Genomic DNA, 19495 nt, shown 5'->3' with positions numbered 1-19495 from the left:
CGGCAGCGGGCGCGGTGGGCAACGCCCCAGGTGCGCGGACAGGGGGCCGCTTACAAGATTCCTACGTCGAGCGCGGATAGGGTCGTTATCCATGAGCGTGGGTGGGTGGTTGCGTCGCAGGCGCGCGGGTCTGACGAGGCGGCGGGCATCGGCTGCGCTGGTGGTCCTGTTGCTGCTCGCCGGAGTCGGGGTGGCGGCGGTGGCCTCGGCCGCCGGACAGGTGGCGGTCCGGGAGGAGGATCGTTTCCTCGCCATGCCCGAGACGCCGGGCAGCAGCCAGAAGATCAGCCTGGACACCTCGTTCTTCACCACCGGCAGCACTCCGCGCCCCGCGATCCTGCTCGCCCACGGTTTCGGCGGCAGCAAGGCCGACGAACGTGACCGCGCGGAACAACTGGCGCGCTCCGGGTACGCGGTGCTCACCTGGTCCGCGCGTGGCTTCGGGCACTCCACCGGCAAGATCGGACTGGACGCGCCCGACCGCGAGATCGAGGACGTCAAGCACCTGGTCGACTGGCTGGCCACCCGCCCCGAGGTCCAACTGGACGGTCCTGGCGACCCGAGAGTCGGTATCACGGGCGCCTCGTACGGCGGCGGGGCCGCGCTGCTCGCCGCCGCGTACGACCCCCGGATCAAGGCCGTGGCCAGCCAGATCACCTGGTGGAACCTGGCGGACGCGCTCTTCCCGCAGGGGGTGAAGGGCGGTACGGCCGAGGACGGGGTGTTCAAGAAGCTCTGGGCCGGGATCTTCTTCACCACCGGCTCGGCCGGTGACCTGACGGGTCGGACCAACGCCCCGCAGGCCGACGGCCCGGTCGGGTGCGGCCGGTTCCTGGACTCGCTCTGCGCGATGTACAACCGGGTCGCCACCACCGGGCACGCCGACGCCGACGCGGTCGCGATGCTCGAACGGTCCAGCCCGTCCTCGGTCGCGGCCCGGCTCAAGGTGCCCACGCTGGTGGTGCAGGGGCAGCAGGACTCGCTCTTCCCGCTGGACCAGGGCGACGCGATCGCCAAGGGCGTGGCCGCCAACGGCGCGCCCGTCGGCGTCGACTGGTTCAACGGTGGCCACGACGGCGGTACCGAGGGCAGCGCGCGGGTGGACTCCCGGGTCACGGCCTGGTTCGACCACTACCTGAAGGGCGCGGGCAACGACACCGGCCCCGCCTTCCGGGTCACCCGTGCCGGTGGCGTCGACTCCACCGGGTTTCAGGCCGTGCTGCGCGGCGCAGACGCGAACAGCTACCCCGGCCTGTCCGGCACCGCCGCCCGTACGTACGAACTCAAGGGCGGCGAACAGGCCGTCGCCAACCCGCCTGGCGGCTCGCCGCCGAACATCTCCACCCTCCCCGGCATCGGCGCGCTCTCCCAGCTCGCCTCGCTCGGCGGTGGGATCTCACTCGACTTCCCGGGCCAGTACGCGAGTTTCGAGTCCACTCCGCTGGACTCCCCGCTGAACCTGACCGGTGCGCCCACCGTCTCGGTGAACGTCCAGGCCGACCGGCCGGACGCGGTGCTCTTCGCCAAGCTCTACGACCTCGGCCCGGACGGCAAGCAGACCCTGCCGCAGCAGCTGGTCGCGCCGCTGCGGGTGACGGGCGCCGACGCGCCCGGCGGCCGGACCGTCCGGATCGCCCTCCCGGCCGTCGACCACACCTTCCCCGCCGGGCACCGGCTGCGCCTGGTGCTGGCCTCCACCGACCTCGCGTACGCCTCGCCCGCACAGCCCGCCACCTACAAGATCTCCGTCAGCGGCCCGCTGGCCGCCCCGACGGTCGACGGGCTGAAGACCGAGGCGGCCGCGCTGCCCGCCCGTACCTGGCTGCTGCCGCTGCTGGCGGTGCTCGTGGCGGCGGCGCTGCTGTTGGGCCGCCGGGGGCTGACCGGGCTGACCCTGACCCGTCGTCGGAGGACGGACACAGCCGACCCCGCGCTCGCGGACGTCCCGCTGCAGATCACCGGCCTGAGCAAGCGCTACCGGGGCGCCAGCGACCGGTACGCCGTCCGCGACCTCTCCTTCCGGGTCGAGCAGGGCCAGGTGCTCGGGCTGCTCGGCCCGAACGGCGCCGGCAAGACCACCACCCTGCGGATGCTGATGGGCCTGATCCGCCCGGACGCGGGGGAGGTCCGGCTGTTCGGCCACGCGGTGCGCCCCGGCGCGCCCGTACTCTCCCGGGTCGGCTCGTTCGTGGAGGGCGCGGGCTTCCTGCCGCACCTCACCGGCCGGGCCAACCTGCACCTCTACTGGCAGGCCACCGGCCGCCCGGCCGAGGACGCCCACTTCGACGAGGCGCTCGCCATCGCCGACCTCGGCGAGGCGCTGGACCGCGCCGTCCGCACCTACTCCCAGGGCATGCGCCAGCGCTTGGCCATCGCGCAGGCCATGCTCGGTATGCCGGACCTGCTGATCCTGGACGAGCCGACCAACGGGCTCGACCCGCCGCAGATCCGCGAGATGCGCGAGGTGATGATCCGTTACGCGGAGGCCGGACGGACCGTCATCGTCTCCAGCCACCTGCTCTCCGAGGTCGAACAGAGCTGTACCCACCTGGTGGTGATGGACCGTGGCCGGCTGGTCAGCGCGGGTGCCGTCGCCGAGATCGTCGGCGGGGGCGAGCTGCTGCTGGTCGGCACGCCCACCTCGTACGGGCCGGACGAACTCGCCGTGGCGGCGGAGAAGGCGGCGGAGTTGACGGGTGTCGGCGCCGTGACGGTGGCCGAACACGGGCTGCTGGTACGGCTGGACGGTATGACGGCCAGTCAGCTGGTCGCGGAACTGGTCCGGCTCGGCGTCCCGGTCGAGACCGCCGGGCCGCACCGCCGCCTGGAGGACGCGTTCCTCTCACTCATCGGAGGAAGCTCGTGACGACGACGCTCGACCACGCCCCCGGCTACCGGGCCCGCCGGACGCTGCCGCTGCGGGTGGAGGCGGTGCGCCAGCTGCGCCGCAGGCGGACGATGGTGATCGCCGGGGTGCTGTCGGCGCTGCCGTTCATCGTCCTGCTGGCGTTCCAGATCGGCGGCACGCCCAGCCGCCCCGACCGGACCACCTTCGTCGACCTGGCCACCGCCTCCGGGCCCAACTTCGCCGCCACCATGCTCTTCATGGGCACCGGCTTCCTGCTGGTCATCCCGGTGGCGCTGTTCTGCGGCGACACCGTCGCCTCCGAGGCCAGCTGGTCCTCGCTGCGCTACCTGCTCGCCGCGCCCGTCCCCCGGGCCCGGCTGCTGGCCCGCAAGTTCACCGTCGGGCTGGCCTTCTCGGCAGCGGCCATCGTCCTGCTCCCGCTGCTCGGCCTCGCGGTCGGCACGGCCGCGTACGGCTGGGGCGACCTGAAGCTGCCGACCGGCGCCAGCCTGCCCGCCTCCGTCGCACTGCCCCGGCTCGCCATCGCGGTGGCGTTCATCCTGCTGAGCGAACTGGTCATCGCCGCACTGGCGTTCTGGCTCTCCACCGCGACCGACGCCCCGCTCGGCGCGGTCGGCGGCGCCGTCTTCATCTCGATCATCACGGGTGTGCTCGACGCCGTGACCGCGCTGGGCGGCCTGCGCGAATGGCTGCCCGCGCACTGGCAGTACGCCTGGGCGGACGCCCTGCAGCCCCAACTGGAGTGGGGCGGCATGCTGCAGGGCGTCTCGCTCTCGGTCTCCTACGCGATCGTGCTGCTCGCACTCGCCTTCCGGGGGTTCGCCCGCAAGGACGTCGTGTCCTGACCGGACCGGCACCTGACCACCACCGGTGGCCCAGCCGCGTCAGCCGGTGAGGCCGACCGGCAGCGCGGCGACGCTCTGGAGCAGGTCGACGTGCCCGGTGATCGCGAACAGCGGCTTCCCGGTGTCCACCGGCTGGTCCTCGAACGCCGAGATGAAGGCGTCCGCCCCGAACTGGGTCAGGTTGGCGTCCACGCCCACCGCGTCCACGCCGGTGAGGCCGACCTTCACCTTGTCGGTGCTGACGTCGTAGGTGGCGAGGTCGAGGTTGGCCGGCGCCGCGCCGTCGACCGCCGCGTCGGCGGTGATCGTACGGCGGGTCAGGTTGCTGTAGAGGTTGGTGAAGTCCAGGCGGGTCTGGTCGGCGGGCTTGGTGAAGGAGAAGCCACCGTCGAGCGGGGCGCCGCCCGAGACGAGGTCCAGCGAGATGGCGCCCTTCGACACGGGGGTCGTGACGCACGGCGTCGGGCCGGTGGTGTCGAGGGTCGCGGGGGCGATGGCTGTGAGGACCACGCCCATTGAGGTGAGCTTGGTGGTGGCGGCCTGGCTGAGGCAGAAGGTGGCCTGTCCCTTGACCGGGACCTCGGGGCCGGCCGCGCCCGCCGGGGCGGCCGTCGCCAGCATGGCGGTCAGGCCGAGGGCGAGGGCGGTGGTGGTCAGAGCTGTGCGGCGCATGGTGCTTCTCCTACGGAGTGTCATGGTCGGGGCAGGCGCGGAGTCTCCGGCCTGGAAACGAGTACGCAGCCTGTCGGTAACTGGTCCGGACCTGACCGGTCATCAAGCCCGGCGGTCCGAAATGTCCGGACCTGCCACTGCCGGAACTCGTGGATATACCACCTCCAGATGGCCTAAACAGGGCAAACTACCCCGCCGATAATCACGGTCGGGTATCAAGTCGAGGCAATTGGCTTGACCAGTCATTGGCCAAGCAATATGTTCACTCCGCTCGACGACCCGAAAATAGGAGCGGTAGCGGTGGACTGGTATCTCGCAGTACTGAAGAACTATGTGGGTTTTAGCGGCCGTGCGCGCCGCCAGGAATACTGGATGTTCACCCTTTTCAGCGTCCTCGCCTCCGTCATCCTGACGATAGTCGACAACGTCGCGGGCACGGGAGGCCTCCTCGCCGGGATCTACTCCCTTGCGGTGCTGCTCCCGGCGCTCGCCGTGCTGGTCCGGCGTCTGCACGACACCGGCCGCTCCGCGTGGTGGCTGCTCATCGGCCTGACCTGCGTCGGCTTCGTCGTGCTCATCATCTTCAGCGTCCTCGAGGGTGACCAGAGCGACAACAAGTACGGCCCGAACCCGAAGCTCAACCCCGCACAGGCCTGACTTCGCGGACCGTAATCGGTCCGCCCCGAAAAGCTGGACGCAGCTGCGATGCCGCGTCCGGCTTTTTCAGGTCCGGACATCCTGGAATTCATCTACCTGAGCCGCAGGTGAATTTCTGCACGCGGCCCGAAAAGGGATCACCGAAAAACTGGTCCCCCACCTCGGACCGGTCCGTACCCGGCACGCCGCGCGGAGGCTCCGCAGGCAGCTCCGACCCGTCCGATGGGAGATGATGAAGGACCCGTCCCGGCCCGCCAGCGAAGGAACCACCCGTGGCTCAGATCGTCCTCTTCCACTCCGCGTACGGCCTGCGCCCGGCCGTGCACGCCGCCGCCGAGCGCCTGCGGGCCGCCGGCCACCAGGTGCTCACGCCCGACCTGTACGACGGCAAGGTCTTCGACACCGTCGAGGAGGGCATGGCGTACAAGGACGAGGTCACCACCGACGAACTGCTCCGACGTGCCATCACCTCGGTCGTTCCGGTGCTCGGCACGGGTGAACGGCTGGTCTACGCGGGCTTCTCGCTCGGCGGCGCGATCGCCCAGAACCTCGCCCTCGCCGACGAGCGGGCCCTGGGCCTGCTGCTCCTGCACGGCACCTCGGACATCCGGGATGACGCCGCCACCTCCGTGCCCGTCCAGCTGCACGTCGCCGAGCCGGATCCGTTCGAGACCGAGGACTGGCTGAACACCTGGTACCTGCGGATGCTCAAGATCGGCGCGGACGTCGAGGTCCACCGCTACCGGGGTGCCGGCCACATCTTCACCGACCCGGAGCTGCCCGACTACGACGCCGAAGCCGCCGAGCAGACCTGGGCCGGCGCCCTCGACTTCCTCGCCGAGCTGGACGGCTGACACCCCGTGGCCGGGTACTCGGGCACACCGCTGGCACAGAAGCTCGGGATCAAGCCGGGTGCCGTCCTGCTGCTCGTCGGCGCCCCGCCCGGCTTCGCCGTACCCGGCCTGCCGGACGGGGTGCTGACCCGGACGGCCCCCGACCCTGACGAACCGTTCGACGTCGCGGTGTGGTTCCCGGCGGGCCGGGCCGAGTACGAGACCCGGCTCGCCGAGCTGCGGGCGGCGATGGGCCAGGCGGCCGGGCTCTGGCTGGCCTGGCCCAAGAGGGCGGCCCGGAAGGCGGCGGCCGGGAAGGCGGCCGGGCCGGCAGCCGGGCTCGCGACCGACCTGGACGAGAACGTCGTCCGCGAGGTGGCCCTGCCGACCGGCCTGGTGGACAACAAGGTCTGCGCGATCGACGAGACCTACAGCGGCCTGCGGCTGGTCATCCGCCGCGAACTCCGGCGCTGAGCCCGGCGCCGACCCCGCCACTGATCCCGGCGCTGATTCAGGCTCAGGAGGGCGTGGGTCCCTCCGTCGGCGCGGGCGGGTAGGCGTACGCGGCGGGCGCCGGGGCGTACCCGGGTTGCTGCTGGTACGGCGCGAAGCCGGGCGGCGTACCGGGGAAGCCCACGGCTGGTCCGGCCGGTGCCGCCGGGCCGTTCCGGCGGACGGTGGCGGTCACCACCACGGTGAAGATCACCGCCAACCCGATCTGGGCGATCTCGTCGAGGTTGAGCAGCAGGTGGTTGAGCGGCTGGGCGAACCCGGAACGCGACTCGTCCGAGCCGGTCAGCTGGATGGACAGCATCTGGAACGAGTTGTAGGCGCCCACCAGGAGCAGCACCGTCCCGGCGGCCCGGATCCAACCGCGTCCCGAGAAGGCCGCGATGATCATGACCAGAAACGCCATGCAGGTGGCCGCGTCGCCGCCGAAGAACCCGACCGGGGCGTTCTGAGCGCCCCCGAAGGTGAAGCCGAGCGCGGTCGGGAGGTAGGCGGGTCCGTCCTGGTTGAGGTCGAACCCCAGCACGGCCAGCTCGAGTATCAGACCGATGATCAGGAGCACCGCCAGCCCCGGCAGTGCCCGGGCACGGTCGCGGGCGGGCGGCACCGGAAGTCCACCGGTGGGTGGGGCGTAACTCATGACTCTCCCTCAGAACGGCGCGGAATCTCCACACCTCGACCGCGCGAACCCATCGCCGCGCGGGCCCGAGGGTAGCGCGGGCGCCCGAGCCGCCGTGCATGGGATGGGCCTGCCGACCTGCCGACCTGCCGACCTGCCGACCCGTCGGCTCGCCAGTCCGCTGGAGACCGGCCCGTTCAGGGCGAGGTGGCGCCGGCCGGAATGTCCGAGACCGGCGAGAGGACCCGGTGCGTTCTGACGGCCAGCAGGATCACGCCGACCGAGGCGGCCATGGCGAGTGCCCGCTCGGCGTACCCGCCGCTGTCGCGTCCGTGGAGTCCGAGGAAGCCGAGCACCCCGACGAACATCACCGGACTGAAGGCCAGCGCCGGGCCCGAACAGCCCTGCCACGCGGGGTGGGCGCGAAATCGGGCGGCCAGAACGGAGGGGGCGATCACCAGGACGGGGAAGCTGAGGAGTGAGATCGCCAGGTGTACGGTCGCGTGCCAGGAGCCTCCGGTGAGGCTGTGGGAGCACCCGGGGTCGGCGGCCCGGCAGTCCAGTCGGAAGAAGACGTCCCAGACGTTGTCGAGTCCCAGCGGGGAGGCGGCCACCAACCAGGCTCCCACGGGCGCCGAAGCTCCGGGGAGCGCAAGAGCCGGGCGGAGCGCGAAGAGGGCGAACGCGATGGTGAGCGTGCCGGCGACCGCCTGCGCCGCGAGTTCGAGCCACGGGTGGTCGGCCGTCAGCGCGCCCAGGTCGCTGATGCCGTCCGCAGAGGCGCGATAGCCTCGCCCCTCCGCCAGGCCGTCGAGGAACCAGGAAGCGGTGAACAGCAGTTGGGCGGCGATGGCCCCCCAGGTTAGTGCTCTTCGCATCCCGCCCATCCGCTGGCCCCCGCCGTCGGCCCGACCTTCTGTTGATACGTTTGTATCAGGTCGTGAGGCGCTTGGGAAGTGCCTACCTGCAACGCCCAACTCTCCTTGCCCGGAGCTTGGTTGTGCGCGCTTGGCTCACCCGAATGCCGTTGCCCCGGATGTGATACACCTGTACCGTCAGGACGCCGGTTCCTGGTCGTTCTGAATGGAAGGGTTCCTGATGGCTCGATTCCCGAGGCTCGTCGTGGCCGCCCTGCTCATGGCTCTCGCCTCACCCGCCGTGCCGGCGGCCCAGGCGGCGGACCAGGGCGTGGTGGTGGCCACGAACTCCGGTCTGGTACGCGGCACCGCCCAGCACGACTACCGGAGCTTCCAGGGCATCCCCTACGCCGCGCCGCCGGTCGGCGAGCTGCGCTGGCGCGATCCGCAGCCGGTGACGCCCTGGCCCGGGGTGCGCGAGGCGACCGCTCCGGGTAACCCGTGCCCGCAGGGGCCGCCGGCTCACCTCAGTGGCAACGAGGACTGCCTCTATCTCGACGTGACCGCACCGGCCCGGGCCGAGCGGCGGCCGGTGGTCGTCTGGCTGCACGGAGGCGGCTTCGTCTCCGGATCCGGCAGCGACTACGACCCGCACCGGATGGTGGTCACCGGTGGCGTGGTGGTGGTGACGATCAACTACCGGCTGGGCGTCTTCGGGAACTTCGGCTACTCGGGGCTGGCCGGCTCGGGCGACTTCGGGCTGGCCGATCAGCAGGCCGCGCTGCGCTGGGTGCGGCGAAACGCGGCCGCCTTCGGGGGCGATCCCCGGAACGTGACGCTGGCCGGGCAGTCCGCCGGTGGGATGAGCGTGTGCTCTCAGCTGACCTCGCCCTCGGCGGCCGGCCTGTTCGACAAGGCGCTGATCCAGAGTGGTTCCTGCCTGATCAACTACCCGAAGAACCTGTTCTGGCCGGGGATGCCGGCCGGTTCGCCGTGGACCGGCCGAGCCGCGACCGAGGCCACCGGCAGGCAGCTGGCCGCCCAGGTGGGCTGCGACACGCTCGACTGCCTGCGGCAGAAGTCCGCCACCGACCTGTCCGCGCCGAAGTTGCCCTTCGACAAGCCCGCCTACGACACTCCTCTCCTCCCGCTCGAACCGGCGACGGCTCTGCGGGAAGGCCGGTACCAGCGGGTTCCGGTTCTCGAGGGCGGCAACCTCGACGAGCACCGGGGATGGGCGGCGGTCCTGAACGCGCAGGAGCCGATCACTCCGCAGCGCTACCGGCAACTGCTTGCAGACAGCTTCGGCGACCAGGCGGACCTCGTCGCCGCGGCGCCACCACGGCTCCGGGCGCTACCGGCAGGCCCGCCGCGCTGAGCCGCGCCTCGGCGTCCGGGGCCGAGCCGGTCGGCTCCGACCACGGCTGCCCCTTCGACAGTGTCTGCCTGTACCGGAGCGCCGGGGACTACCAGAACAACCAGCCCGACGTCATCGACGACCAGGCCCTACTGGACGGCGGCACAGAGGTGTTCACCGCCCCGGCCGGCAGCTACGCCGAGGTCGTCAACAACACCGGCGTTGCCCCGGAGTACAGCTCCGAGGGAACCATCGCGCTGGGCCTCCTGGGCCTGTGCGTCTACGTGCCCGAGGACACCGAAACGCCGGGCACGGACGCCCCCATGGGGGGACTGGGCGTCGACACGATCGTCGTCGCACCCACCCAGGCCGCCGTGGACACCCTCACTATCCCCTGCCCCGGCAGCTGACTCTCCGCCTCGGGTTGGGCTGTCAGGGGCCGGCGAGCATCAGGACGATCCGGATCTCGGCTTCGCCGACGCGGTACCCGAGAGTCATGCCCGGTACGGCCTCGTCACCGGGAATCGTGACCACTCGGCCTGACACGTCGTCGCCGACGGTGTAGGGCCTTCCGAGTTCGGGGTCACGCTGGATGCTTCGCAGCGTGTGCAACAGTCTCTTGCGCTGTTCCGGCGTCAGGCCCACGACTGCGAGCCGGGCCGCGTCGTCGAAGAAGATGTCGAGCAGGTCAGACACCGGTCTCCACCCACTCGGGGAAGAGTTCCGAGGCGGGGATGCCAGGTCGGTCGAAGGCTGTCCTCAGTGCCTCGCCCACTTCGGGGACCGCACGCAGGTGGAGCAGGTGCTGCCAGCCCTTGAGGTACTCGCGGATCTCGTGGAGCGGTACGTCGTCGACTTCGGTGTTGAAGAGGGTCAGGTCTGCCCCCTTGAGGACGGCACGGAACTCACGGATGGTCCGAGGGGTGCCGGGCGGGGAGTGGTGCTGGATCGGCTGAGCGCTCATGACCTGGTCTCGATTCGCAGTCCGGGAGCGAGGGGCGGGGTTGGCGGCTCATTCGAAGGTACGCCGCGACGATGTGTCGCGCAGTGACTTCGGCTCTGAGCCGCCCACCCCGCCCGGGTCAACGAGCCGGCTGACCGGTGGACACGTCAGACGCTCCAGGCCGACGGTCCCAGCAGGGTCTTGACCTCGCTGGCGAAGGCGTTGTCGGTGTTCACCAGGAAGCCCAGCTCGTACAGGACGTCCTTCTGCCGGCTGGTGGTCATCAGGCGGACGGGCACGTCCCCGGGGTGCGAACGCAGCGAGCGCTTGAGTTCGCGGATCAGCGACGGGTTGACCCGGGCCTCGGGGATGGTGATCTGGATCGGGGGCTTGCCGCCGTGTTCGGCGGAGGAGATGTCGAGGGTGGTGATCTCCTGGCCGAAGATGCTCAGCGAGCCGTCGCGCTCGTTGAGGCGGCCCCGGGCGGAGATGACGTTGTCCTCGACCATCTGGTCGGCCATCAGGTTGTAGGTGGCGGGGAAGAACAGCACTTCGACCGAGCCGTCGCGGTCGGCGAGCGTGATGATCGCCCAGGCGTTGCCCGCCTTGTTGATCCGGCGGTCCACCGAGGTGATCAGCCCGGCGAGTTTGACCTCGCCCTCGGTGCGGCCGGAGCCGAGGAGTTCGGCGATCGAGATGTCGCGGTTGCGGGAGAGGATGTGCTCGGCGCCGTCCAGCGGGTGGCTGGAGACGTACAGGCCGAGCATCTCCCGTTCCAGGCTGAGCAGTTGCTTGCGCGGCCACTCACGTTCGGTCAGCTCGAAGTCCAGGCCGATGGTCTGGATGTCCTCGCCGGTGTCCATCGCGCCGAACAGGTCGTCCTGGCCGATCGCCTGCTGCTTCTTCACGCCCGTCACGGCGTCGATCGCGTTCTCGTGCACGGTGGTGAGCGAGAGGCGGGTGTGGCCGAGCGAGTCGAACGCGCCCGCCTTGATCAGCGAGTCGATGGTCCGCTTGTTGCAGACCACCAGCTCGACCTTGTCCAGGAAGTCGGCGAAGGAGGAGTACTTGCCCTTCTCCTTCCGGGTCTTCACCAGCGACTCGATCACCGGCACGCCGACGTTGCGCACCGCCTTCAGGCCGAACCGGACGTCGCTGCCGACGGCGGTGAAGTCGACCACCGACTCGTTCACGTCCGGGGAGAGGATCTTGATGCCCATCTGGCGGCACTCCGCCAGGTAGACGGCCATCTTGTCCTTGTCGTCCGCGACCGAGGTCAGCAGGGCGGCCATGTACTCGGCGGGGTAGTTCGCCTTGAGGTAGGCCGTCTGGTACGAGACCAGCCCGTACGCGGCGGAGTGCGATTTGTTGAACGCGTACCCGGCGAACGGGACCAGGACGTCCCAGACCGCCTGGATCGCCTCGTCCGAGTAGCCGCGCTCCTGGCAGCCCGCGTGGAAGGGGACGAACTCCTTCTCCAGGACCTCTTTCTTCTTCTTGCCCATCGCGCGACGGAGCAGGTCTGCCTGTCCGAGCGAGTACCCGGCCAGCACCTGCGCGGCTCGCTGCACCTGCTCCTGGTAGACGATCAGGCCGTAGGTGGGGCCGAGCACCTCCTTGAGCGGCTCCTCCAGCTCGGGGTGGATCGGGACGATCTCCTGCTGGGCGTTCTTGCGGAGCGCGTAGTTGGTGTGCGAGTTCATGCCCATCGGGCCCGGCCGGTAGAGCGCCGAGACGGCGGAGATGTCGGCGAACTCGGTGGGCTTCATCAGCTTGAGCAGGGCCCGCATCGGGCCGCCATCGAGCTGGAACACGCCCAGGGTGTCGCCCCGGGCCAGCAGTTCGTAGGTGGTGGGGTCGTCCAGCGCGATCTTCTCGATGTCGACGTCGACACCTCGGTTGGCCTTCACGATCTTGATGCAGTGATCGATGATGCCCAGGTTCCGCAGACCCAGGAAGTCCATCTTGATCAGGCCCATGGCTTCGCACGACGGGTAGTCGAAGCCGGTGATGATCACGCCGTCCTTGTCCCGCTTGTGCAGCGGGACGAGTTCGAGCAGCGGGGTGGAGGACAGGATGACGGCGGCGGCGTGCACGCCGGTGCCGCGGATCAGGCCCTCGATGCCGAGACCGGTGTCGATGATCTTCTTGACGTCGGGCTCGTTCGCGTACAGCGACCGGATCTCGGTGCCCTCGTTGTAACGCGGGTGCTTCTCGTTGAACAGGTCGGCCAGCGGGACGCCCTTGCCCATCACGTCCGGCGGCATCGCCTTGGTGATCCGGTCGCCCATCGCGAAGGGGTAGCCGAGGATCCGGTTGGCGTCCTTGACGGCGGCCTTGGCCTTGATGGTGCCGAAGGTGTTCACCTGCGCGGTGTACGCCTCGCCGTACTTGTCGGTGACGTAACGCACCATCTGGTCGCGCTGGCGGTCGTCGAAGTCGATGTCGACGTCGGGCGGGTTGATGCGCTCGGGGTTCAGGAACCGCTCGAACAGCAGATCGTGCTCCAGCGGGTCCAGCTCGGTGATCCGGGTCAGGTACGAGACCATCGAGCCTGCCGCCGAACCACGGCCCGGGCCGACCGGGATGCCGTTGTCACGGGCGTACTGGCAGATGTCCGCGACCACGAGGAAGTACGCGTCGAAGCCCATCGGGGAGATGACGCCCATCTCCAACTCGACCCGGTCCAGCACCTCCTGGCTCGGGTTGTCGCCGTAGCGGTGCTGGAGTCCGGCGGAGATCTTCTGGCGCAGGAACGACGCCTGGGTCTCGCCCTCGGGGACGTCGAACTGCGGCATCCGGTCGACGTAGTTGAAGACCTCGTCGTACGGCTCGATCCGCTCGGCGATGGCCAGCGTGTTCGCGCACGCCTCCGGCAGTTCGCGGAAGAGCGCCTGCATCTCCTCGGGCGTCTTGACGTAGTAGCCGTCGCCGTTGAACTTGAAGCGGTTCGGGTCGTCCTTGTTCTTGCCCACGCCGACGCAGAGCAGGCTGTCGTGGGCGTCCGCCTGGTCGGCGGTCACGTAGTGCGAGTCGTTGGTGGCCAGCAGCGGGATGTTCAGCTCCTTGGCCAACCGCAGCAGGTCGTCCCGGACGTCTTTCTCGATGGACAGGCCGTGGTCCATCAGCTCCAGGAAGTAGTTCTCCCTGCCGAAGATGTCCTGGTACGCGCCGGCGGCCTTGACCGCCTCCTCGTACTGGCCCAGCCGCAGCCGGGTCTGCACCTCGCCGGACGGGCAGCCGGTGGTCGCGATGATGCCGGTGGCGTTCTCGGCGATCAGCTCGCGGTCCATCCGGGGCTTCATGTAGTAGCCCTCCATCGACGCGAGCGAGGAGAGCTTGAAGAGGTTGCGCAGACCGGTGACGTTCTGCGCCCACATCGTCATGTGGGTGTAGCGGCCGCCGCCGGAGACGTCCTTGCCGCCCTCGCCGTCGGCGCTGACCACCCGCTGGCCGCCGGGGGCCCAGAAGGTCTGCTTCTTGTGGAAGCGCGAGCCCGGCGCGACGTACGCCTCGATGCCGATGATCGGCTTAACCGCGCCGTCGAGCTTCTTGGCGCTCTGGAAGAACTCGTACGCGCCGAACATGTTGCCGTGGTCGCTCATCGCGATGGCGGGCATGCCCTGCCGATGGGCTTCCGCGAACAGCTTCCCGTTCTTCGCTGCCCCGTCCAGCATCGAGTACTCGGTGTGGACATGCAGATGCACGAAGCTGTCGGCCACGGGTGATAGCTCCTAGGGATGGTGCGGAACGCGACTGGAGAGGTACCACCCTAACGCGGAGCGCACCTTGATCAGGCGCCTCTCCCGTGTCTCCCTCACCGCATTTCGGGCCACCGCGGCCGTGGCGACGGGCCCCGCGCCGATCGACCGCCGCACGGCCCCCGGCCTGCGGTTCGCCGTGCTGGGCGAACCGCGGGCCGGGGGATCGGACCGGCGGCCGTCAGACCGGCGGCAGGGCGTAGACCCGGTCGCCCTGGGCGGCGATCAGGCGCGCGCCGTCGGTGCCGAACTTCCAGTCCAGGGTGTCGGTGAGCCCGTTCTGGAAGGCCCAGCGGACCTTGTGGCCGGTGGTGTCGATCGCGTAGATCCCCTTGTCGGGGGTGGCCACGAAGACGGTCTGCTGGACCACGATCGGGGAGACCGCCATCGCGCACTCGTTCGGCAGCGGGAGCCGCCAGAGCTCCGTACCGTCGGTCGCCTTGTAGGCGTACAGCACCGGCCCGGTGGGCGGTGTGTAGGTGGTGCCGTTCATCGACACGGTCTGACCGCCGAGCACCGAGTAGACCACCCCGTCGCCGACGGCCGGCGGGCTGTACCAGAGGTGGCTGTCCGGGGAGGTCTTCGCCCAGGCCTGCTTGCCGCCGTCGATGTTCACCGCCTGGATGCCGGCCCCGGTGGCCGAGCAGAAGACCCGGTCGCCGTCGGTGACGGGCTGGTAGTAGGAGCCCCGGGCGTCGGTCTCGGCGAACCAGAGCTGCGAGCCGTCGGTGATGCTGCGGGCGACCAGGTTCTTCTGCGAGTCGGTGTAGAGGATGGTGTTCTTCGCCAGCACCGTGTTCACGGTGAAGTCGGCCTTGGCGTTGCGCCGTTGGCTCCAGAGCACCGAGCCGTCCTTGCGGGAGAGCGCGAAGATGCCGGGCGCGTTCGGGGCGTCCATGTTCGGCAGGCCGTTCTGGTCCAGCGCTATGAAGCTGCACATGGCGTAGACGGCCTTGTCGTCGGCGGCCAGCACGGTGTCCGAGGCGATCGAGGTCTTGCCGTCGGCGGTGTTCTTCGAGGTGAACTTCCACAGGATCGCGCCGGTCGCGCCGTCGATCGTGGTGATGTCGATGACCGAGCCGAAGGAGACGCTGCCGCCGGCGGTCGCGAGGTTGCTCGCCGCCGCCTCCGGCTGGGTGAACCGTTCCTTCCCGGTGGCCACGTCGAGGGCGTACAGGCCGTCCCCGCCGATGTAGAGCACTCCGTTGGCGCAGAGCGGGGCCGCCTGGGTGGGGTTGTCGTTGGTGAGCTTGTACGTCCACAGGGCCACCGGCGGGACGCCGGGCGCGCGGCTCGTGGTGGGGAGCGGCGAGGGGCTGCCGCTCGGGTGCGTCGGTACCGGCGTGGGGTGCGGGGTCGGCTTCGGGCTGCCGGACAGCGCCCAGGCGGCGGCGCCGCCGAGCGCGGCGACCAGGGCCGCGCCGCCACCGGCCAGCAGCAGGCGGCGCGAGGGCGCCGGCTTGGCGGGTTCGGCGGGCGCCTCGGCGAGTGCGGGAGCAGCCGCCGGAGCCTTCGCACCGAGCCGCATCGTGCCCTCGGTCGGCACGGGCACGCTGACCTGGGTCGGGGTCGGCACCACCGCGTTGCCACGGGCAGGCGTCTCCATGTCCATCACCTCGGCGGCGTGCGCGGCGATGTCCGAGGAGACCGGTGCGGGCAGCCAGGCGGCGCGCGCCAGGCTCTCCCTCGCCCCGAGCAGGGCGCCCAGTTCGGCGGGCGTCGGCCGGTCGGCCGGGTCCTTGGCGAGGCAGGCGGTGATGGCCGGGCGCAGCCCGTCCGGTAGGCCGGTGAGCACCGGGTCGTGGTGGATGACCCGGTAGAGCAGCGCGGCGGCCGACTCGGTGTCGTGGTTGAACGGGCCCTTGCCGGTGGCGGCGTACGCCAGCACCGAGCCCAGCGAGAAGACGTCCCCGGGCGGGCCCATCGGCGCGCCGTTCGCCTGCTCCGGGCACATGAAGCCGGGCGAGCCGACCACGATGCCGGTGCTGGTCAGCTTGGAGCCGTCCATGGCCCGCGCGATCCCGAAGTCGATCACCCGGGGCCCGTCGGTGGCCAGCAGGACGTTGGAGGGCTTGAGGTCGCGGTGGACCAGCCCGGCGGCATGGATGGCGGCGAGCGCCTCCGCCAGGCCCGAGCCCAGCGCCCGGACGGTGTCGGCGGGCAGCGGGCCGTGCTCGGTGACCGCCTCGGTGAGGGAGGGGCCCAGCACGTAGGTGGTGGCGAGCCACGGCGTGGGCCCGTCCCGGTCGGCGTCCACCACCGGCGCGGTGTACGCCCCGCTGACGGCCTGCGCGGCGGAGACCTCGCGGCGGAACCGCTCGCGGAACTCCGGGTCCTCGGCGAGCTCGGCCCGCACCACCTTGACCGCGACCGTACGACCGCCGGCCGAACGCGCGAGATAGACGCGTCCCATGCCGCCGGCCCCGAGTCTGGCGAGCAGCCGGTACGGGCCGACGGCCTCGGGGTCGATGGGCTCCAGCGGCTGGATGGGCATGGTGAGTTCCCCCGTTTACTACGGCGCAACTGCTGGACCGTCCGGGTGACGGGGTACGGAGCGCCTGCTGACCGGGAGATCGTACGGCTGCGCCGATCCGGCGTCAGCTCCGGTACCGCCTCGGCGGGTCCACCCGGCCGGGACGGCCCCCGGGGAGGGTAGCGCGCCAATTTCCGCCGGATCCCGAGGAGTGCTCGAATAGAGGGAACGGGAGGTGGCCCATGACGGCACCTGCGGCACCCGACCGCCCGGTGGTGATCCGGGCCGAGGGCCTCACGAAGGTCTACCCGAAGGCGGACTTCGCGGCCGTCGACGGGCTCGACCTGAGCGTCCGGCACGGCGAACTCTTCGGTCTGCTCGGCCCCAACGGCGCGGGCAAGACCACCACCGTCGGCATGCTCACCACCCGGGTGGTGCCCACCGGGGGCTCGGCCTGGATCGGTGACGTGGACGTGGTGGCCCAGCCGGCGCTGGCCAAGCAGGTCATCGCGGTGGTCTCGCAGCAGAACACCCTGGACCGCTCGCTCACCGTCCGGGAGAACCTCTACTTCCACGGGTTGCTGTTCGGGATGTCCACCCGGCGCGCCCGGCAGGTCGCGGACGAGCTGCTGGAGCGGTTCCACCTCGCCAAGTGGGCCGACGCCTCGGTCTACGCGCTCTCCGGCGGCATGGCGCAGCGCCTGATGGTGGCCCGGGCGATCGGCCACCGCCCGGCCGTGCTCTTCCTGGACGAACCCACCTCGGGTCTCGACCCGCAGAGCCGGCTCGCGCTCTGGGAGATCCTCGAGCGGCTGATCGCGGACGGCCAGACCATCCTGCTCACCACCCACAACATGGAGGAGGCCGACCAGCTCTGCGACCGGGTGGCGATCATCGACCACGGCCGCCTGCTCGCCCTGGACACCCCCGCCGGCCTCAAGCAGACGGTGCACGCCGACACCGTGGTGACCGTCCAGGGCCGGGGCGACCGCGCGGCGCTGGCCGAGCGGCTGACCCGGGCCTTCGACGGGACGGCCCGCTCCCGGCTGATCGAGGGCGGGGTCGAACTCCAGGTCACCGCGACGGACCGGCTGCTGCCCCGGGTGGTCTCGGTCGCCGAGTCCGACGGCTTCGACGTGGTCGACCTCTCGGTCAGCGGGACCACCCTGGAGACGGTCTTCATCAGCCTCACCGGAAAGGAGCTGAGGGACTGATGACCACGACTGCGGTACGCACGATCACGGTACGCCCGCCGCGTTCGGCCCAGGCCGCCGCGAGGCTGGCACTCGGGGCGCTGATCCGGCGCGATCTGCTGGTGCTGCGCAAGCACTTCGGCGAGTTCGTCATGCGGACCGTCATGCAGCCGTTCCTCCTGGTGTTCATCTTCCTGTACGTCTTCCCGCTCATCGGCCAGGGCGTGGGCGGCGGGGGCGGCCGGGCCGGGGAGTCGGCCTTCGCCACGGTGCTGGTGCCGGGCGTGGTGGCGATCTCCATCATGTTCCAGGGCATCCAGTCGGTAGCCATCCAGCTCTCCCAGGAGTTCGGCTACACCCGGGAGATCGAGGACCGGGTCCAGGCCCCCTGCCCGATCTGGCTGGTCGCCGTCGCCCGGGTGCTCTCGGGCGCCACCCAGGGCGCGATCTCGGCCGCGATCGTGCTGCCGATCGCCGCCGTCGTCCACGCGCCCGGCGTGCACGCCCACCTCAGCATCCACTGGTGGATCGTGTTGACCCTGGTCCCGCTGGCCTGCCTCGCCATGACCTCGCTCGGCCTGCTGCTCGGCACCAGCTTCGAACCCCGCAACATCGGGGTGATGTTCGGCTTCGTGGTGCTGCCCCTGGTCTTCCTCGGCGGCACCTACTACCAGTGGACCAGGCTCTCCCTGGTCCACCTCGGCGGCTTCCACTGGCTCCAGATCCTGGTCCTGGCCAACCCGTTGATCTACATCACCGAGGGGATGCGGGCCGCCTTCACCGAGACCACCCACATGCCGCTGTACGCCATCTACCCCGTACTGACCGCCTTCTGCGCCCTCTTCCTCACCCTCGGCCTGCGCAACTTCCGCCGGCGGGTGCTCTCCTGAGAACGGGGTGACTCCAGGGGCGCGAGGAACTGCGCGCGCAACCGTGCACCTACGTAGAGCCCTGGTCGGACAGTCCCTGAAGAGCGGGCGGCACCGCACTCCGCAGCGCCGACGTGAACGCCGCGACGGCCGGATGCGCGGCCGCCCCGCTACGGAACGCCGTGTGGGTGCGGCGGGACATCGGCATCCGGGTCAGGACGACGCCCGGTGGCGGCGCCGCGCTGCCGAGGTACGGGACGAGGGCGACGCCCTGACCGCCCGCCGCCAGGGCCAGGACGGTCGCGAAGTCGTCGATCTGGTGGCGGATCCTCGGGGTGAACCCGGCCGCCTGGCAGGCGCGGAGGGTCATGGTGTGGCAGAGCGTGCCGGGCGGGGCCATGATCCAGGGCGAGTGGTGGTGGTCGGCGATCGTGCCGGCCGCCGGGGCGGCGAGGTACATCGGTTCGGTGAAGAGCGCCTCGGTGGCCAGCCCGGGTTCCTCGTCGCGCGGGACGAAGTCGTACTCGTGGACGAGCGCGACGTCCAGCTCACCGGCTCGCAGCGCGGCGGAGACCACGGCGGGGTCGACCTCCGTCACCATCGGCTCCAGGCCCGGGTGTTCGCGGCCGAGCGCGGCCAGGGCAGCGGGGATGATCGCCCGGGCGGCGGAGGGGTAGGTGCCGATCCGCAGCGGTCCGCCGAGGCCCTGGCGGGCGTGGGCCAGCTCGGCGCCCGCCTGCTCCAGCCGCTCCAGGACGGCTTCGGCGTGCCGGACGAGGTTCTGCCCGGCGGGGGTGAGCGCGACCCGGCGTCCGGTCCGCTCCAGCAGTGGTACCCCGGCCTCCCGTTCCAGTACCGAGAGCTGCTGGGAGACGGCGGACGGGCTGAACGAGAGCGCCTCGGCGACGGCGGCGATGGTGCCCAGATGGGCCAGTTCGCGCAGCAGGCGGAGTCGTCGGACATCGAGCATAAGCAGAGCTTACGAGAAGCCTCATAAATGTGAACTGGACCTGCACGGTTCAGGTCCGCCACGCTCG

Annotated in this window: 17 protein-coding genes; 9 read left to right on the top strand and 8 right to left on the bottom strand. The window is 70.7% G+C overall.

The window, feature by feature from the left end:
• Positions 1-91 precede the first annotated feature (91 nt).
• Positions 92-2866, top strand: coding sequence for an alpha/beta fold hydrolase (locus tag P3T29_RS18290; protein ID WP_280717568.1), 2775 nt, complete (start codon positions 92-94; stop codon positions 2864-2866).
• Positions 2863-3714 (top strand): ABC transporter permease, encoded by an 852-nt coding sequence (locus P3T29_RS18285; RefSeq protein ID WP_280717567.1) that lies wholly within the window; start codon positions 2863-2865, stop codon positions 3712-3714. The genes P3T29_RS18290 and P3T29_RS18285 overlap by 4 nt, the downstream gene beginning before the upstream one ends.
• A gap of 39 nt (positions 3715-3753) precedes the next feature.
• Here the strand turns inward: P3T29_RS18285 and P3T29_RS18280 are convergent, their stop codons facing one another.
• Positions 3754-4386: a hypothetical protein gene (locus P3T29_RS18280; protein WP_280717566.1), complete on the bottom strand. Its 633-nt coding sequence runs from the start codon at positions 4384-4386 to the stop codon at positions 3754-3756.
• A gap of 300 nt (positions 4387-4686) precedes the next feature.
• Between P3T29_RS18280 and P3T29_RS18275 the strand changes: the two genes are divergently transcribed.
• From P3T29_RS18275 to P3T29_RS18265, 3 genes are all read left to right on the top strand, one after another.
• Positions 4687-5043 carry a DUF805 domain-containing protein gene (locus tag P3T29_RS18275; protein WP_280717565.1) on the top strand — a complete coding sequence of 119 codons (357 nt, stop codon included), beginning with the start codon at positions 4687-4689 and terminating at the stop codon, positions 5041-5043.
• A gap of 272 nt (positions 5044-5315) precedes the next feature.
• A complete protein-coding gene (locus P3T29_RS18270; RefSeq protein ID WP_280717564.1) occupies positions 5316-5897 on the top strand; it encodes a dienelactone hydrolase family protein in 582 nt (193 codons plus the stop codon).
• Positions 5898-5903: 6 nt separating this feature from the next.
• Positions 5904-6350 carry a DUF3052 domain-containing protein gene (locus P3T29_RS18265; RefSeq protein ID WP_280717563.1) on the top strand — a complete coding sequence of 149 codons (447 nt, stop codon included), beginning with the start codon at positions 5904-5906 and terminating at the stop codon, positions 6348-6350.
• Positions 6351-6393: 43 nt separating this feature from the next.
• On the opposite strand, the gene P3T29_RS18260 is transcribed toward P3T29_RS18265, so the two are convergent.
• The gene (locus P3T29_RS18260; protein ID WP_280717562.1) at positions 6394-7026 is read right to left on the bottom strand and encodes a hypothetical protein; all 633 of its coding nucleotides are present in this window, start codon (positions 7024-7026) and stop codon (positions 6394-6396) included.
• A 176-nt stretch (positions 7027-7202) separates the two neighbouring features.
• Complete coding sequence (locus tag P3T29_RS18255; protein WP_280717561.1) at positions 7203-7883, bottom strand: DUF998 domain-containing protein; 681 nt, start codon at positions 7881-7883, stop codon at positions 7203-7205.
• 220 nt (positions 7884-8103) lie between these two features.
• On the opposite strand from P3T29_RS18255, the gene P3T29_RS18250 reads away from it, so the two are divergent.
• Together P3T29_RS18250 and P3T29_RS18245 are read left to right on the top strand one after the other, a co-directional pair.
• Complete coding sequence (locus tag P3T29_RS18250; RefSeq protein WP_280717560.1) at positions 8104-9240, top strand: carboxylesterase family protein; 1137 nt, start codon at positions 8104-8106, stop codon at positions 9238-9240.
• Positions 9241-9389: 149 nt separating this feature from the next.
• On the top strand, positions 9390-9629 hold the full coding sequence (locus P3T29_RS18245; RefSeq protein ID WP_280717559.1) for a hypothetical protein: 240 nt from the start codon (positions 9390-9392) through the stop codon (positions 9627-9629).
• Between the two features lie 22 nt (positions 9630-9651).
• Here the strand turns inward: P3T29_RS18245 and P3T29_RS18240 are convergent, their stop codons facing one another.
• The 4 genes from P3T29_RS18240 to P3T29_RS18225 form a co-directional block, all read right to left on the bottom strand.
• A complete protein-coding gene (locus P3T29_RS18240; protein ID WP_280717558.1) occupies positions 9652-9915 on the bottom strand; it encodes a hypothetical protein in 264 nt (87 codons plus the stop codon).
• The gene (locus P3T29_RS18235) at positions 9908-10183 is read right to left on the bottom strand and encodes a hypothetical protein (RefSeq protein WP_280717557.1); all 276 of its coding nucleotides are present in this window, start codon (positions 10181-10183) and stop codon (positions 9908-9910) included. Before P3T29_RS18235 ends, P3T29_RS18240 begins: the two co-directional genes overlap by 8 nt.
• A 146-nt stretch (positions 10184-10329) precedes the next feature.
• Complete coding sequence (gene dnaE / locus P3T29_RS18230; RefSeq protein WP_280717556.1) at positions 10330-13884, bottom strand: DNA polymerase III subunit alpha; 3555 nt, start codon at positions 13882-13884, stop codon at positions 10330-10332.
• Positions 13885-14104: 220 nt separating this feature from the next.
• Positions 14105-16417, bottom strand: a complete 2313-nt coding sequence (locus P3T29_RS18225) for a serine/threonine-protein kinase (protein WP_280717555.1) — start codon at positions 16415-16417, stop codon at positions 14105-14107.
• Between the two features lie 221 nt (positions 16418-16638).
• Between P3T29_RS18225 and P3T29_RS18220 the strand changes: the two genes are divergently transcribed.
• Both P3T29_RS18220 and P3T29_RS18215 read left to right on the top strand, forming a co-directional pair.
• Complete coding sequence (locus P3T29_RS18220; protein WP_280717554.1) at positions 16639-17610, top strand: ATP-binding cassette domain-containing protein; 972 nt, start codon at positions 16639-16641, stop codon at positions 17608-17610.
• Positions 17610-18479 carry an ABC transporter permease gene (locus P3T29_RS18215; RefSeq protein ID WP_280717552.1) on the top strand — a complete coding sequence of 290 codons (870 nt, stop codon included), beginning with the start codon at positions 17610-17612 and terminating at the stop codon, positions 18477-18479. Before P3T29_RS18220 ends, P3T29_RS18215 begins: the two co-directional genes overlap by 1 nt.
• A 49-nt stretch (positions 18480-18528) precedes the next feature.
• Here P3T29_RS18215 and P3T29_RS18210 read toward each other — a convergent pair whose 3' ends face one another.
• Entirely contained in the window at positions 18529-19428 is a 900-nt protein-coding gene (locus P3T29_RS18210; protein WP_280717551.1) for a LysR family transcriptional regulator, read from the bottom strand.
• Positions 19429-19495: the final 67 nt, after the last annotated feature.

Origin of the sequence: Kitasatospora sp. MAP5-34 (assembly GCF_029894335.1) — a bacterium.
GTDB lineage: Bacteria > Actinomycetota > Actinomycetes > Streptomycetales > Streptomycetaceae > Kitasatospora.
The sequence above is the reverse complement of the archived record's forward strand: the minus strand, read 5'-3'. Positions and strand labels throughout refer to the sequence as shown.